Source organism: Mycobacterium sp. ST-F2 (assembly GCF_001905655.1).
Lineage (GTDB): Bacteria > Actinomycetota > Actinomycetes > Mycobacteriales > Mycobacteriaceae > Mycobacterium.
Map to the genome: position 1 here is coordinate 35,510 of NZ_JMHT01000024.1, position 15,184 is coordinate 50,693.

General features: G+C 68.5%; 13 protein-coding genes. 4 read left to right on the forward strand and 9 right to left on the reverse strand.

Annotation, left to right across the window (positions count from 1 at the left end):
- Positions 1 to 110: 110 nt before the first annotated feature.
- Positions 111 to 1,433, forward strand: coding sequence for an alpha/beta hydrolase (locus EB75_RS11095; RefSeq protein WP_168176027.1), 1,323 nt, complete (start codon positions 111 to 113; stop codon positions 1,431 to 1,433).
- Positions 1,434 to 1,437: 4 nt separating this feature from the next.
- On the opposite strand, the gene EB75_RS11100 is transcribed toward EB75_RS11095, so the two are convergent.
- The 5 genes from EB75_RS11100 to EB75_RS11120 form a co-directional block, all read right to left on the reverse strand.
- Positions 1,438 to 2,493, reverse strand: a complete 1,056-nt coding sequence (locus EB75_RS11100) for a hypothetical protein (protein WP_073695448.1) — start codon at positions 2,491 to 2,493, stop codon at positions 1,438 to 1,440.
- Positions 2,490 to 3,782, reverse strand: coding sequence for a hypothetical protein (locus tag EB75_RS11105; protein WP_142239541.1), 1,293 nt, complete (start codon positions 3,780 to 3,782; stop codon positions 2,490 to 2,492). The genes EB75_RS11100 and EB75_RS11105 overlap by 4 nt, the downstream gene beginning before the upstream one ends.
- Positions 3,783 to 3,811: 29 nt before the next feature.
- Positions 3,812 to 5,008, reverse strand: coding sequence for a CHAT domain-containing protein (locus tag EB75_RS11110; RefSeq protein ID WP_073695464.1), 1,197 nt, complete (start codon positions 5,006 to 5,008; stop codon positions 3,812 to 3,814).
- Complete coding sequence (locus EB75_RS11115; RefSeq protein WP_073695450.1) at positions 4,999 to 6,729, reverse strand: hypothetical protein; 1,731 nt, start codon at positions 6,727 to 6,729, stop codon at positions 4,999 to 5,001. Before EB75_RS11115 ends, EB75_RS11110 begins: the two co-directional genes overlap by 10 nt.
- Positions 6,730 to 6,799: 70 nt before the next feature.
- Complete coding sequence (locus EB75_RS11120) at positions 6,800 to 7,285, reverse strand: lipoprotein LpqH (protein ID WP_142239542.1); 486 nt, start codon at positions 7,283 to 7,285, stop codon at positions 6,800 to 6,802.
- Positions 7,286 to 7,396: 111 nt separating this feature from the next.
- On the opposite strand from EB75_RS11120, the gene EB75_RS11125 reads away from it, so the two are divergent.
- Together EB75_RS11125 and EB75_RS11130 are read left to right on the forward strand one after the other, a co-directional pair.
- Positions 7,397 to 7,726 (forward strand): PspA/IM30 family protein, encoded by a 330-nt coding sequence (locus EB75_RS11125; protein ID WP_286150151.1) that lies wholly within the window; start codon positions 7,397 to 7,399, stop codon positions 7,724 to 7,726.
- Between the two features lies 1 nt (position 7,727).
- Positions 7,728 to 8,906, forward strand: a complete 1,179-nt coding sequence (locus tag EB75_RS11130) for a winged helix DNA-binding domain-containing protein (protein ID WP_073695451.1) — start codon at positions 7,728 to 7,730, stop codon at positions 8,904 to 8,906.
- A gap of 13 nt (positions 8,907 to 8,919) precedes the next feature.
- Here the strand turns inward: EB75_RS11130 and uvrA are convergent, their stop codons facing one another.
- The gene (gene uvrA / locus EB75_RS11135; RefSeq protein ID WP_073695452.1) at positions 8,920 to 11,820 is read right to left on the reverse strand and encodes an excinuclease ABC subunit UvrA; all 2,901 of its coding nucleotides are present in this window, start codon (positions 11,818 to 11,820) and stop codon (positions 8,920 to 8,922) included.
- 86 nt (positions 11,821 to 11,906) lie between these two features.
- Here uvrA and EB75_RS11140 point away from each other — a divergent pair, with 86 nt between their 5' ends.
- Positions 11,907 to 12,581, forward strand: coding sequence for an MBL fold metallo-hydrolase (locus EB75_RS11140; protein ID WP_073695453.1), 675 nt, complete (start codon positions 11,907 to 11,909; stop codon positions 12,579 to 12,581).
- A gap of 7 nt (positions 12,582 to 12,588) precedes the next feature.
- Here EB75_RS11140 and EB75_RS11145 read toward each other — a convergent pair whose 3' ends face one another.
- From EB75_RS11145 to EB75_RS11155, 3 genes are all read right to left on the reverse strand, one after another.
- Positions 12,589 to 13,377 carry a MarP family serine protease gene (locus EB75_RS11145; protein ID WP_286150152.1) on the reverse strand — a complete coding sequence of 263 codons (789 nt, stop codon included), beginning with the start codon at positions 13,375 to 13,377 and terminating at the stop codon, positions 12,589 to 12,591.
- A 75-nt stretch (positions 13,378 to 13,452) separates the two neighbouring features.
- Positions 13,453 to 13,896, reverse strand: a complete 444-nt coding sequence (locus tag EB75_RS11150; RefSeq protein WP_073695455.1) for a universal stress protein — start codon at positions 13,894 to 13,896, stop codon at positions 13,453 to 13,455.
- Between the two features lie 240 nt (positions 13,897 to 14,136).
- A complete protein-coding gene (locus tag EB75_RS11155) occupies positions 14,137 to 14,997 on the reverse strand; it encodes an acyl-CoA thioesterase (RefSeq protein WP_073695456.1) in 861 nt (286 codons plus the stop codon).
- Positions 14,998 to 15,184: the final 187 nt, after the last annotated feature.

The window sequence follows — 15,184 nt, forward strand, 5'->3', positions numbered from 1 at the left end:
GTTCGCGCCAAGGTCGCACACAGGGGGCTCCCAGGTTCGGGGGTCACCCTGGCGGAGTGACGATCGGGGCAACGACGACCAGCGTCTATGGCGAGCAACATGTTTCGTTGATGCACGGCTGGCTGCCGTTCACCATTCAGGCCCTCGCGGTGGCGGTGCTGATCCTCGCCATCGGCTGGCGCACAAGGCGGTGGCGCACCGTCTGGGTTCCCGTGGCCGTCGTCTCCGGGGTGGCGCTGACCGCCGCCGCCCGGTGGGTCGTCGCATCGCAGGGCTGGTCTGACGACCCCGCCCCGACCCGGCTGTGGGTGTGGACCGGGGTGACCGGTGCCGCCGTGGTCCTGCTGATCGTCGGCTGGCAGGCCACCCGCTGGTGGCGGCGCGGGCTGGCCATGGTGTCGGTACCGCTGTGCGTGGTGTGCACAGCGCTGACGCTGAACACCTGGGTCGGATACTTCCCCAATCTCGACACGGCATGGGAGCAGGCCAACTCCGCGCCGGTGCCCGACCAGACGCGACCCGAGACCGTGGTCGCGATGCAGAAGGCCCGTCAGATACCGAGCAAGGGAAGTGTCGTCGAGGTCCAAACAGGTTCGGCGGCATCCGGATTCAACCACCGCACCGAGTACGTGTACCTGCCGCCCGCGTGGTTCGCCAGCAATCCCCCGCCGCGGCTGCCGCTGGTGATGATGATCGGTGGCGAGTTCAACACGCCGGCCGACTGGCTGCGGGCCGGTAACGCGATCAAGACGGTCGACGACTTTGCCGCCGCCCACCAGGGCAATGCCCCGGTACTGGTGTTCGTCGATCCCGGCGGGTCGTTCAACAACGACACCGAGTGCGTCAACGGACCACGCGGCAACTCCGCCGACCACCTCATCAAGGACGTATTGCCGTTCATGACCGCCAAGTACGGCGTCAGCACCGACCGCCTGAACCGGGGCATCGTCGGCTGGTCGATGGGCGGTACCTGCGCGGTGGACCTGACCGTCATGCACCCCGACCTGTTCAGCGCATTCCAGGACATCGCCGGGGACATCGCACCGAACGCGGGCGACCGGCCGCAGACCCTGCAGCGACTGTTCGGTGGCAGCACCGCCAAATACGCCGACTGGGACCCGATGACCGTGATGTCCCGGACCTCGTACCACGACGTCGCGGCCTGGTACGACATCAACGGGCCCGCGCTCTCGAGAGGGCAACTGCCCGCACAGACCGTCGCCGCCCATTCGCTGTGCGGCCTCGGCAGCACGCGTGGCATCCGATGCGCGGTGGTCGAACGCCCCGGCCAGCACGATTGGCCTTTCGCCGCACAGGCTTTCGCCGCTGGGCTGCCGTGGCTGGCCGGCCAGCTCGGGACACCGGGCACGCCGTGGCTGCCATTGCCCGGTCCGACGTCGCCGACCGGCACGTTCGAGGCCGCCCGCAGGTGACGGCCTAGTAATCGGCTTCGGCGGCCAGGATCTCGGCGAGAAAGGCATCGGCGCCGGGCGCCGCGAGCCGGGCCCGCACGTAGCGCCGGATTCGGTCCCGAACCGCTTCCGTCTCACCGGTCTCGGCTCCCACCGTCACCGTGGTGCCGGTCCAATCATGGCCCCACGCCTGGGTTTCGGTGACCGCCAGCGGCAGGCTGGTGTGTCCGTCGACGTCGAGGGTGCCGCGGCCGGCGACGGCCCCCGAGTCCAGACGCACCGGGATCCCGTCCGCGGGGCCGATGGTGGCGACGCGGATGTCGGCGACGACCGTTCCGTCACGCGCCTGCACGGACCAGTCGATGGTGCGCTCGGCAGCGTCGAACGTCCGCGGAGGCACCGCGGTCCACGAGACCGATGCGACACCGCTCGCGATGACGCCGTCGTCGCCGGCTCCGGGTTGACCGGCGGCCAGCGCGTAGTCATCGCGCCGTGGTTCTGCCTGCGGCGCAAGCATTTCCGACCAGTCCCCCAACCCTGATTCGTCGGCAAGGGCGACGCAGCGGCCGATCAGGTCGAGCACCCGTGGATCACCCGAGGCCGCGGTGCCCGACAACGCCTGCCGGTGCGGCGCCAGTAGGCCGGCGATGTCCGAATCGAGGGTGTCCTGGCTGAAGTAGTCCTCCAGCGCCGCGGTCGACACCGCCACCTCGGCGTCGAGCACCGCGGCATCCAGCGGTGTGATGGCGTCACGGATACTCGCCGGCCACCACCGCCGCAGCCAGTGCCCGACAGCCAGACGACGAAGGGCTGCAAGGGGTTCGGGCAGCGGGGGCACATCGAGGTCGACGCTGTCGCCGGCTTCGGCGGCCGCGACGATCGCCACGTGACCGGCCTCCCCCACCAGTCGCCACAACCAGTCCGCGGCCACCAGATCGGTGAACGTGATCCGGACCGCGTGTGCCGCATCGTGAATCGTCCAAGCCAGGACGGCGCCGCTGACCTCGAGCACCGCCACCTCCGGCGGCGCCTCCACCTCAGAACCCAAGGCCCACAACCCGGAATCGACAGTGAGTCTCATCCCGTCGCCTCCAATTCCAGCATCGCCTTGATGCGCTGCCGGTGATCCAGGCTGACCGAGCGGGCCACCCCGTCCAGCAGGCCGCGAACCTCGCCGGCGTCATCGCAGGATTCCTGCCAGACGTCACGACCATGCAGCCGGGCCCACAACCGGGACACGTACGGGCGGACGAACGCCGCGAGGTCGTCGACCACCTGCTGCTGCCGCGGGTGCACCGGACCACCGTCAGTGAGGTACCGGCGGGCGTGCAGCACGTACGCCTCCTTGCGCAGCCGGGCCTGAATCTGGCCCGAAAGGTGGTAGCGCGTCCGGTGGTTCACCTCCAGCGGTGCCAGGTCGACGCCGATCTCGATGCCGGCGACCAGGGTGGCCTGGTTGTCCTCGGCCAGCAGGCCCCACGGCGACGAGGCACGGTCGGCCTCTTCGGCGCACAAGGTCGGCAGGTCGGGCAGCTCGTCGCGGTCGAGGGCACGACGCAGCGTCGCCCGGACTCGGTCAACGACGCTGCGGTCCAGGGGACGTTCGGTCGCGCGCGAACCGACGACCGTCGGCTTCGATTGCGGTGCGGCAGCGCATAATCCGATCTGGTCGACGGACCAGGGCGCCTCGGCGGCGTCGTCGCGCATCCGGGCGCCGAAGTTGTACGGGGTGCCGTCGCCGATGAGCGCGGTCCAGACCCGCTGCCGGGCGGCATCGGCGTTGTGGCCGCCGGCCGGGCCGAGCACCGTCGTCAGCCCGGCAAGAAAAGGCGCGGATGGCTCGCTTCCTGCCCGGACGTCATCCCAGCCGGCGTCGAGTTGGCGCGACAACGTCTCCAGCACAGCGGGATCGGCGAGGTATTCGTGCAGCCGCTCCACCGCGGTGCGGTCCCGGTCGCCGTGCACGTCGCGCAGCGCCTCCGCGACGACAGGTGAATCGTCCTGTCCCGGTTCGCCCCTGGTGGCAGCCAACTCGAAACACACCGGGAAATAGAGCTCCTGGGCGTTACCGGTGGTGATGCGGTCCCGCCGGCGCTGCGCCTTCAGCAACGCGAACCACTGCGCCGCGGCGCGCAGCTGAACTGCGTGGTCACCGATCACCTGACGCATCTCGTCCGCGATGTCAGCGGAAACCACCGGCGCCGAATATTCGGGATGCACCCGCAACCGGAGCACCAGCGGATCGATGATGCGCTTCACCGCGCGGCTGAGGGGGCCGCCGTCGGGACTACTCAGCAGCTCAAGGCCGGGGCCGATCTCCCGCCACGCGGCGTCGATGACGGCGCGACGTGGCTGCGGCCCGGTGGTCATCGGCCAAGAATAAGCGTGTGACGTCATGATCATCGTTCACCGTCGACGGTGAACGTCATCAAGGCGGCCCAAAAGACGGGGCTCAATGGGGTGTCGTCGGTTCGCCAGCGGCGCAGGCAGTCTCGCTGCCAGTGGTTCACGGCGCGGGCCGGTGTCGTCGCCTCATGTGCGGTGTCGACGGCGATGACCACCTCGGACATCGGATCGGCGAGTTCGCCGGTCCGAGCCGTCCGGTAGCCGGCGGTCGTCGGCAGGGACCACAGCGTCGCGGTAACCACCTGCGCGCCACCGAGAATCATCGCCGCGACCAGGCCGGTGGCCTCGTCGAACCGGTAGTCGGCGCCGGACGCGCAGGCCAGCAGCGCGACGCGGGGCGGCACAGCGAGGCCCAGCACCATGATGTCGGCGGCGGTGAGCGGCTCGGGCTCCGCCAGATGCAGGGCTGCCTGGTCGGCCGATCCGTCGCGGTCGGGCGCGGCGCTGGCATGACCGACGTACACCAGACGCGACGGCTGGTGCGCCAATTGCTCGGCCAGCCAGTGCCGGTCGGCGTCGGCGCGCCGGAAGAGTTCCACCGGTGCGGCGACCGTCGGCAGCGCGGGACGTTCGGCGAAATACCGGGCCAGCACCGTGTCCGACGATGGCCGTCCCAGCACCGAGCCGAGCGCCGAGTCCGGCCGCTGGCCCGGCACTTTCGGGTCCAGCAGGAGAAGGGGCGGCCCGCCGACCGAATTGGGCTGTCGGCGGGGCGCATTCGCGATGTTGGGCGGGACCGCCAACAGCAGGTCCGCCAGTTCGATGAGGCGTTGGTCGTCGGCGGCGGTGGGCTGCGCCAGAAGGCCCCAGGGCACCCGGCCCAAACGGGCGCTCGGCGATACGAAGAGCGACGGCAACTCCGACTGGTCCGCATGCTGCCGCACCAGATCCCAGGCCGCATCGGGTAACAGTGCGCCCAGGAGCCGGGCCAGTTCCCGCTCCCGTTCCACGGCCGCGAAAGGACCGGCGGCCAGTGACCGGGTCAACGCATCGGAAATGTTCTCGCCGGCAAGCGGTTCCGGCAGCGCGTCACCCAGTGCAGAGGTAACGGCGAGCAGAACGTCCTCAGCCACCACCCAGGTGACCAGCCGGTCCGGCGCGCCGACGACCCGGAGGCTGGCATACGTCGCGATCCCGATGTCGGCGAACCGCAGCACCAATGTCGGTGCGGTGAAATCAGTTACGGGCATGTCGACCACGCGTCCTGATTCGCGGTGACGGCGCGACCGTAGCGGGCCTCGGCCAGCTCGCGGTAGCGCGCCAGCACCGGCGCGCCGTCGGGCTCCATCTGCAGCGGCGGCAGCGGCCCGAGCCTGATGAGACCGGCGCCGACAGCGACGGGCCCGGATGCGACGGACGCGAGGTGCTCGACATCGACGACCGGGGCGGCAGTCGTGGTGGCGCGTGCCCATTCGATGGTCGGGGCTTTCGCTGCTGTCTCTGCGGCAACGCTGAACGCACCTCGGGCACTGTGATATTCGATGAGTTCGCCGACCAGGGCCGGGTCCTGCGATTCCCACGCCACCGCGAACGCACCCGCAAGGAGAGGCGCTGCCACCCCGGTGGCCCATCGTGACCGCGCATCGGCGTCGGTGATCGAGTACCGCACCGAGTCGACGGCCAAGGCTGCGGGCAACTTCAGATCGGCCGCGGTGGCCAATTTGGCCATGCCGGAACGGTATTGCTCGGTGCCCGGTTCGGCGGACCACGTCCCGAGCGCGTCACGGTAGCGGGCTTCGGCCTGCGCCCAGCTGTCGGTGGGACTTCCCGCGGCATCGAAGCCGAGGTCCGCCAATGCCTCTGCGCGCCACACCGTCCCGAGTTGGTCGTCGAGACGTGCGTACTGCAGCCAACTGCTGCGCGGCGACGAATCCAGGCACTCCCGGGCCTGGCCGATCAGCGCACGCGCCTCGTCGTAACCGCCGCGGAAGATGGCGATCCAGCTGCGCTGCAACAGGATACGGTGCACGTGCAGTGGCTTGCCGAGCTCGCGCCAGTGCCGTTCGGCATGCCCCCAGCATTCGTCGGCGGCCTGCAGAGCGCCTGCTGCCAGCCGCGTCAGCCCGAAGTACAGCCAGCACCGGGATACCTCGTGGGCCCGCGCCTGCCGGGCGATCTCCGGATACGCGGCGGTGACAAGCGCCTCGGTGGACTGTTGGTCGCCGGAAAGCCAGCTCACCGCCGCCCGTTCCAATTGGGCTCTGGCCGTGGCTAATTCCCAGCCACGAGCCTGCGCCCGGGCCTCCGCGCGACGTAGCCAGGGCAGCGCCTCGTCGATTCTGCCGGTCTCGACGCAGAACCGGGCGTAGCCGAGCGCCCCGGTGAGCCAAAGGTATTCGCGTTCCGGGTCGGCGGCCGGCGGGGCGATCGTGGTCAGCACCTGTTCCCACAACGGCAGCGAGCGGACATGCAGATCGTCGTCGCAGAGCGCAAGCGCGCACAGGATGCGGGCGTGGGTCAGCAGGTAGGTGTGTTCGTCGTCCAGATCGGAGTATTGGGAGCTGGCGTCCAGCGCGGTCAGGGATTGCGCCGCGCCCTCGTGGTCGCCGATGGCGGCGGATAGGCCGGTCCGCAGAAACGTGGCCCGGCGGCGGTAGCGGCTGAGCATGTGGTCCGCGTCCTCCGGGGTCATGGTCATCTGCGCGACGATGGCGGCCGGCGCGCGGCCGGCCAGGATCGATGCGTAAATGTCGAGGCAGTCGTCGATGCGCCGGATGCATTCGCGCACCCCGTCCAGGGCGCTGCGGATCAGGTAGATCTCGCCGAGTTGGGCGAAGACCTCGAGCATCTGGTCATCACGGTCGGCCGCTTCGATGGCTGGCATCAGCGACAGCAGCAGTTCTTTGGCTGTCGGCTCGTCGGCGGCGAACATCAGCGCGCGGGCGCGGGCGAGTTCGCCGGTGATGGACACGGCCGCATCATAAGACGAGCAGCGGGTGCACCCGAGATATCGGATGCACCCGCCGCCCCGACGACGTCAGTTAGCCGCACGTCACCTTGATCTCGAAGTTCTTCGAGATCATCCCGGCCATCGGGTTCTTCAGGTCAGCACCCGCGGCCTGTCCGGTGATCGTGTAGGTGCTGCCGTCGACCTTGACGTCAGCCGAGCCGGTCTTCATGCCACCCATCTCCGACACCGCGAGCGCGTTGCCGTCGACCACGAGGCCCAGCGACTGCACCTTCGGAGGCGATGCGTCGGTCATCACGACGCCGAGGCCCTGGGCGCCACCGCCGATGGGTGCGCTGGCGATGTTGATGTTGCCGCCCTGCTTCACGCATGTCACCGACTTCAGGTCCAGGCCGGCCAGGTCTTGACCCTCGACCTTCACCACGGTGTTGCCGCCGCCCGTCACCGAACCCGGGCCGGACACCTTCGGGCCGGCCTCTTTGTCGCTCGAGCAGCCGATCAGGGTGGCGCCCACGGCCAGCAGACCGACACCGGCGGCCAGAGTGCGATTGATGTTCATGTCAGAGGGTTTCCCTTCCTTGTCCGCCGCCCCAGTGGCGTCGTCGTGCGGTAAGTACACGCGGACGCCGCGGCTACCGATCCCAACTTTCCCGCGCGGTACGGTGAAGCCATGGCCGACGAAACCGCCGCCGAGCAGCCATCCAACGATCCGAACGAGCCCATCGACGCTGAGCTCGTGCCGCTGGATTCGACAGCCACGCCGGTGACTGCCCCGCCGATGCCGACCCCGGCAGTTGATCCGGGCTACACCCCCGACGGCGTCCCGACGTTCGAGTCGGTGCGGGAGAAGATCGAGAACCGGTACGGCACCGCGATCGGCTCGGCTGAACTGGCCGCGGAAACCCCGGAGGGCCGGTCGGTCGAAGAACAGTACGAAGCCCGGCAGAAGGCCGCCGCGGAACGGCTCGAGCAGATCCGTCGCTCGATGCACGACAGCTGACTTGCGTACCTTCACCATCGCCGAGCGGCGCAATCGCCTGGCTCAGCGCCACTTTCTGAGCGATCCGGCGTCGAGTCACGACGAGGTGACCCGGGCGCTCGTCGGCCTGCACGGCACCGATCCAGCCACCCCGTACCTGACGCTGTGGGCCCGACTGCCCGGTTTCACGGTCGCCGACCTGGATGGCGCGCTGTACCGGGACCGGAATCTGGTCAAGCACATGGCCATGCGCCGGACGCTGTGGGTGGTGCACACCGCCGATCTGTCCGCGGTCCAGGCAGCGGCCAGCGATCGCGTGGCGGCCACCGAGCGCAAGCGCCTGATCGGTGACGTCGAGAAGTCGGGTATCGCGGCTGACGGCGAGGCCTGGCTGGAGCTCGCGGCGGCGGCCGTCCGTGGACATCTGTCCGAGGGGTCGTTCGCCAACACCGCCACCCTGCGGGCTTCGCTGCCGGAACTGGCCGGCGATTGGGACCCGGCACCCGGAAAGACCTGGGGCGGAAGCACTCCCGTCGCACCCCGGGTGCTGACGGTGTTGTCCGCCCAGGGGCACCTGCTCCGGGGGCCGAATGACGGCACCTGGACCACGTCGCGGCCGCGGTGGGCCGCCGCGGCGCACTGGTTGCCCGAACCCGCCTCCGCGCTGGCCGCCGACGACGCCCGCGCAGCGCTACTACGGGCCTGGCTGCACACCTTCGGCCCAGCCACGGCTACCGATGTGAAGTGGTGGTTCGGGCAGACCCTGACGTGGGCGCGCGCGGGGCTGCGCTCGATCGAGGCCGTCGAAGTCGCGTTGGAAGGCAGCGCCGACACCGGGTACGTCCTGCCCGACGACGTCGACGACGCTCCCCCGGCCGGGCCCTGGGGCGCACTGCTGCCCGGGCTCGACCCGACTGTCATGGGCTGGCAGAGCCGGGATTGGTACCTGGGGCCACACGCCGGGGAGTTGTTCGACCGGTCCGGCAACGCCGGCCCCACGGTCTGGTGGGACGGCCGTGTCGTCGGCGCCTGGGGTCAGGACACCGACGGCCGGGTGCAACTGGAGTACGTCGAAGACGTCAGCGCCTCAGCCCGGAAGACGCTGCAGCGCAAGGCTTCCGATCTGACGGACTGGCTGGACGGCGTCCGCGTCAAACCACGGTTCCCGTCCCCGCTGTCCACTCAGCTGACGCCGCGCTGAACGGCACAGCGTCCTAGACGGAGACCTTGCGCCGCCGGGTCTTCGGCGGGTCCGGCACTACGGTCGGCAACAGCTCGGCGAGGAACTGCCCGGTGTAGCTGTCCGGGGTGGCCGCGACGTCCTCCGGCGTGCCGGACACCACGACGGTGCCGCCGCCGGCGCCACCCTCGGGACCCATGTCCACGATCCAGTCCGAGGTCTTGATCACGTCGAGGTTGTGCTCGATGACGATGACCGTGTTGCCCTTGTCGACCAGGCCGTTGATCACCTTGAGCAGCTTGCGGATGTCCTCGAAATGCAGGCCGGTGGTCGGCTCGTCGAGGATGTACACGGTGCGCCCGGTCGACCGCTTCTGCAGCTCGGCGGCCAGCTTCACGCGCTGCGCCTCGCCACCGGACAGCGTTGGCGCGGGCTGGCCCAACCGCACGTAGCCCAGGCCCACGTCGACGAGCGTCTTGAGGTACCGGTGAATCGAGCTGATGGGCTCGAAGAACTCCGTGGCCTCCTCGATGGGCATGTCGAGCACCTCGGAGATGGTCTTGCCCTTGTAATGCACCTCGAGGGTCTCCCGGTTGTACCGCGCCCCCTGGCACACCTCGCACGGCACGTACACGTCCGGCAGGAAGTTCATCTCGATCTTGATGGTGCCGTCACCTGAACACGCCTCGCAGCGGCCACCTTTCACGTTGAACGAGAACCGGCCCGGCTGGTAGCCGCGGACCTTGGCCTCGGTGGTTGCCGCGAACAGGGTGCGGATCTTGTCGAACACGCCGGTGTACGTCGCCGGGTTGGACCGCGGGGTGCGGCCGATCGGTGACTGATCGACCCGCACCAGCTTGTCCAGCTGGTCGAGCCCGTTGATCCGGGTGTGCCGGCCCGGCACCTGACGAGCGCCGTTGAGCTTGTTGGCCATGACGGTCGCGAGGATGTCGTTGACCAACGTCGACTTGCCCGAACCCGAGACCCCGGTGACCGATGTCAGCACACCGAGCGGGAACGCCACGTCGACCTCTTTGAGGTTGTGTTCGCGCGCCCCGACCACGGTGATCTGCCGCTTGCGGTCCACGGGCCGCCTGATGGCCGGGACCTCGATCTCTTCCCGGCCCGAAAGGTACGCGCCGGTCAGCGATTTCGTGTTCGCCAGCAGCTCCTTGTAGGTACCGCTGTGCACGATCTGGCCGCCGTGCTCACCAGCCGCGGGACCGATGTCGACGACCCAGTCGGCGTGCGCGATGGTGTCCAGGTCGTGTTCGACGACGATCAGCGTGTTGCCGAGGTCGCGCAGCCGGACCAGGGTGTCGATGAGCCGGCGGTTGTCACGTTGGTGCAAACCGATGGACGGCTCGTCGAGCACATAGAGCACGCCGACCAGACCCGACCCGATCTGCGTGGCCAGCCGGATGCGTTGCGCCTCACCGCCGGACAGGGTGCCCGCGGCGCGGGACAGCGTCAGGTAGTCGAGGCCGACATCGAGCAGGAAGCCCAGCCGCGATTGGACCTCTTTGAGCACCTGCCCCGCGATGGCCTGCTCGCGCGTCCCGAGGGTCAGCGCGTTGAGGAACGTCGAGCAGTCCGAGATGGACAGATCACACACCTGCGCAATGGATTTCGCGTCGTCCGCCGCGGACAGGGTGACGGCCAGGATCTCCGGCTTCAGGCGGGTGCCGGCGCACTCAGGGCACGGGATGTCCCGCATGAAGCCCTCGTAGCGCTCCTTCATCTGCTCGGACTCGGTCTGCTCCATACGGCGCTGCAGGAACGCCAGCACCCCCTCGAAGTCGGCGTAGTAGGACCGGGTGCGGCCGTACCGGTTCTTGTACCGGACGTGCACCTGGTGATCGGAGCCTTCCAGAATCGCCTTGCGCGCCTTGGCCGGCAGCTTCTTCCACGGGGTGTCGATGTCGAAGCCCAGCTCCTCGCCGAGGCCCGCCATCATGCGGGTGAAGTAGTCGGCGTTGTGGCCCATGGACCATGGCGCGACCGCGCCCTCGGCGAGCGTCAGCTCCGGGTCCGGCACGACCAGCTCCGGGTCGACTTCCTTCTTGATGCCCAGACCGGTGCACTCGGGGCAGGCGCCGTACGGGGAGTTGAACGAAAACGACCGTGGCTCAAGGTCATCGACGGCCAGCGGGTGCGCGTTGGGGCAGGCCAGCTTCTCGGAGAAGCGCTGCTCGCGCTGCGGGTGGTTGTCGTCGCGGTCGACGAATTCGAGCACGACGATGCCGTCGGCCAGACCCAGCGCGGTCTCGACCGAATCGGTGAGGCGCTGCTTGGAGCTCGCCTTGACGGTCAGGCGGTCCACGACCACCTCGATGTCGTGCTTCTCCTGCTTCTTGAGCTTCGGCGGATCGGTCAGCGGGTGCACGACGCCGTCGACCCGGACGCGGCTGTAGCCCTGGCCGTTGAGCTTGTCGAAGAGGTCGACGAACTCGCCCTTGCGGGTGCGGACCACGGGCGCGAGCACCTGGAACCGGATGCCCTCCTCCATGGCGAGCACCTGGTCGACGATCTGCTGCGGCGTCTGCCGCGCGATGCGCTCACCACACACCGGGCAGTGTGGCGTACCGGCACGCGCGTAGAGCAGACGCAGGTAGTCGTACACCTCGGTGATGGTGCCGACGGTCGAACGCGGGTTGCGGTTGGTCGACTTCTGGTCGATGGACACCGCCGGTGACAGGCCCTCGATGAAGTCCACGTCGGGCTTGTCCATCTGGCCCAGGAACTGGCGGGCGTAGGCCGACAGCGACTCGACGTAGCGGCGCTGCCCCTCGGCGAAGATGGTGTCGAACGCCAGCGAGCTCTTGCCCGAGCCGGACAGGCCCGTGAACACGATCAGCGAGTCTCTTGGCAGGTCCAGGTCGATTCCCCGCAGGTTGTGCTCGCGCGCACCTTTGACGATCAGACGGTCCGACACACGTATCCCTTCACAAGTCTGGGCAATCCAGACACCACAGCGCCATGCTATGTGTCCCCACCGACAAGTCCCGATACGGTGGCGTCATGACAGTCGTCAATGACACGTACACCGGCCATGTCGATGCGGGCACCGCGGCCCGTCGCACGCTGCCCGCCGCGACGATCGTCAAGGCATCGGTCGGACCCATGGACAACAACGCGTACCTCATCACGTGTTCCGCGACGGGAAAGACGCTGCTCATCGACGCCGCGAACGACGGACCGGCGCTTGTCGAGCTGATCAAGTCACAGACCCCGAACGTCGAACTCATCGTCACCAGCCACCAGCATCTCGACCACTGGCAGGCGCTGGCCGAAGTGGCGGAAGCCACAGGCGCGCCCACCGCGGCCCACTCGCTGGACGCCGAGCCGCTGCCGGTGAAGCCCGACCGGATTCTGGCCGACGGCGACACCATCACCATCGGCGACCTGACCTTCGACGTCATCCACCTGCAGGGGCACACCGAGGGATCGGTGGCGCTGGCGCTGCGCGGCGCCGACGGCGAGGTCACCCACCTGTTCACCGGCGACTGCCTGTTTCCGGGGGGCGTGGGCAAGACCTGGCAGGAGGGCGACTTCGAGCGGCTGCTCGGCGACGTCACCCGCAAGGTCTTCGACGTCTACCCCGACTCGACCTTCATCTACCCCGGGCATGGCGACGACACCACGCTCGGCACCGAGCGGCCGCACCTCGAGGAGTGGCGGACGCGCGGCTGGTGAGGCCGCGTCAGCCCACGCACTGAGCCGTCGGCACAGGTTGGGTGTTCCCGACCAGCGCCAGTTGGGGTGCGACTTCCTTCGCCGTCAGCGCGAAACTCGTGTCGGGGTCGTCCTGGGCCGCCCCGAAGACGACACCGCGAACGCGGCCGTCCAGATCGATCACCGGACCACCTGAATTTCCTTGCTGCACAGCACCTCTGATGGCGTACACCTCGCGCGTCACGGTTCCGGTACGGAAGATGTCCGGTCCCCGCAGTTCGATGACCTGGCGAATGCGCACCGGTTTGGCCTCGTACGCACCCCCGTGCGGGAACCCGAGGGCGGCCGCGTCGGCACCGGTGACGGCGGGCGCCTCGGAGAACATCAGCGGGGCGGTCGGCAGGTCCGGAACCGCCAGAATCGAGATGTCCATGTTGGGGTCGAATGACACCACCCGACCGTCGTACTTGGTGCCGTTGATCTCTACCGAGATGCTGTCCGTCCCCGCGACGCCGTGGGCCGTCGTCATGACCCGCTTGGGCGCCACGACAAAACCGGTGCCTTCCAGCCTCTTTCGGCAACTGTGGGCGATACCGTGGACTCGCACCACGCTAGCCTGCGCCGCGGCCACCGCTGGGTTCTGTGCCACGTTGGGGTCCGGAGGGGCGACTGCCGGGATGGTCGAGGAGGTCTCGGACTGCGCCGCAGACGTCGTCACAGGTGCCAGGGTGCGACCGTTGGCACCACAGCCGGCGACCAGTGTTGCGGCCAGTGACAGCGTCACGCAGGACGCTCGGACGAGACTTCTTCGGGCCATGGCTCGAAACTTTACGGGCACGAAAAACACTGAGGCCCCCGGCAGTACGCCGGGGACCTCAGTGAAATCAGAACCTTACGACGTGTGGACGATCAGCACGTCGACCTTGGCGCGGCGAGCCACGTTGGCCGGCACCGAGCCGAGAAGACGGCCGGCAATGGTGCTCAGACCGACGTTGCCGACGACCAGCAGGTCGGCGTTGGAGCCTTCGGCCAGCTCGACCAGCGCGTCGACGGGAGCGCCGACGATGGCCTGCTCCTCCACCTGGGTGGCACCGGCGGCCTCGGCGCGTTCGCGGGCCTCACGCAGGATCGCGTAGATCGGCGCGTCGCCGTGGACCTGGTAGCCCTCTTCCTTGAGGACGTCGGCCGCACGCTGATCATCAGCGTGCGGGAAGTAGGCGGTTGCCACGACCAACTTCGCATTGGCCCCCGCGGCGATCTGGGCGGCGCGCTCCACAGCGCGCAATGACGAATCCGATCCGTCCGTACCGACGACCACGGTCTGGTAGCCGCTCATCAATGGCCTCCCGTTATGCAGGTTTGTGCGTCCGGCGTACTGTCCGGCGTCACCGCAGACAGTAGCCGCTGAAGCGCGGCCGTTGGTGCGGTTTCACCACACAAGTTCGCCGGGAGCATCGCGAAAAATGTGCTTTACCGGCACTGATGTTAGCGGCAGGCGCTCCAACGGGCTTGCTAATAGTGATGAAACGACCGGGTGTTTCGTCCCGTGAGGTGGAACGCTGCGGGCCCGGAATCGTTAGCCACGACCGAAATACAGCTCCTGTGTGGCCACACACACCAGCTGCCCGGCGCGGTTGTACATCGTCCCGCTGGCCAGGCCCCGGCCACCGATACCGCTCGGTGAGGTCTGGTCGGACAGCACCCAGTCACTCAGATCGACGGGCCGATGGAACCACAATGCGTGGTCGATCAGTGCGGAGAAAGTATGGGCCGGCAAGGCACCGCGCGGAATCATCGCCGCCTCCAGCATGGTGGTGCCGGTCAGGTACGCGAGCAGCCCGGCGTGCAGCGCCAGGTCGTCCGGGATGGTGTCGGTCGGGCGCCACCACATCCGCAGATGCGGGTGTGGCTCCGACGAGTCTTTGGCCAGCCGCGGATGCGGATCGATGTACCGCAGCTCGAACGGCTGGTCGCGCACCCAGAAGCCGCCCATTTCGTCGGCGTAATCCGCGAGCTGTTCGGCCATGGTCGGCACCGAAAGCGGTTCCGGCACATCAGGAATGGCCGCCTGATAGTCGAGCGCGTCGACCGGGGTGCTGAACGACGCCAGCGCCTCCAACAGGATTTCCCCGTCCTGACGGGCGGTGATACGGCGCGTCGCGAGCGTGCCGCCGTCGCGCGCGGGGTCGACCTGGACCTCGACCGTCTTTCGTGCATCACCGGCTCGCAGGTAGTAGACGTGCAGGCTGTGCGCGCTGCGCCCCGGCGCGGTCCGGCTCGCCGCCACCAGCACCTGACCGGCGAGATGCCCACCGGCGATGTGGTGGCTGGGGTTGTCGAGCTGGGTGGCCACGAAGTGGTCGTCATCTTTCTGATCCACCAGCAGCGTGTCCACGAGGTCCGACAGCGTCGGCGAACGGTACGTCACCTCAGGCATCTTGCCTGAGGTATTTGCGCACCCTTCTCATCGGTACTGCCGATCGCCACGGCGGGTCCCGCCGCCGTCCGGGAGTTATCCACAGCCTCGTCGAATTCTGTTGCCGCGCGCCAGATCAGCAAGTAGACTAGAACACATGTGCGGCTCCTCACCTTCTCGTGGGTAGCTTTGGGTGTAGTCCGCCCAG

Bases quoted from the DNA above. Each gene is read 5' to 3' on its own strand.
- EB75_RS11150 (WP_073695455.1), bottom strand. From the start codon at position 13,896: ATGAGCGGCTACCAGACCGTGGTCGTCGGTACGGACGGATCGGATTCG.
- EB75_RS11145 (WP_286150152.1), bottom strand. From the start codon at position 13,377: ATGGCCCGAAGAAGTCTCGTCCGAGCGTCCTGCGTGACGCTGTCACTG.
- EB75_RS11120 (WP_142239542.1), bottom strand. From the start codon at position 7,285: ATGAACATCAATCGCACTCTGGCCGCCGGTGTCGGTCTGCTGGCCGTG.
- EB75_RS11095 (WP_168176027.1), top strand. From the start codon at position 111: ATGCACGGCTGGCTGCCGTTCACCATTCAGGCCCTCGCGGTGGCGGTG.
- EB75_RS11140 (WP_073695453.1), top strand. From the start codon at position 11,907: ATGACAGTCGTCAATGACACGTACACCGGCCATGTCGATGCGGGCACC.
- EB75_RS11125 (WP_286150151.1), top strand. From the start codon at position 7,397: ATGGCCGACGAAACCGCCGCCGAGCAGCCATCCAACGATCCGAACGAG.
- EB75_RS11155 (WP_073695456.1), bottom strand. From the start codon at position 14,997: ATGCCTGAGGTGACGTACCGTTCGCCGACGCTGTCGGACCTCGTGGAC.
- EB75_RS11100 (WP_073695448.1), bottom strand. From the start codon at position 2,493: ATGAGACTCACTGTCGATTCCGGGTTGTGGGCCTTGGGTTCTGAGGTG.
- EB75_RS11110 (WP_073695464.1), bottom strand. From the start codon at position 5,008: ATGCCCGTAACTGATTTCACCGCACCGACATTGGTGCTGCGGTTCGCC.
- EB75_RS11105 (WP_142239541.1), bottom strand. From the start codon at position 3,782: ATGACCACCGGGCCGCAGCCACGTCGCGCCGTCATCGACGCCGCGTGG.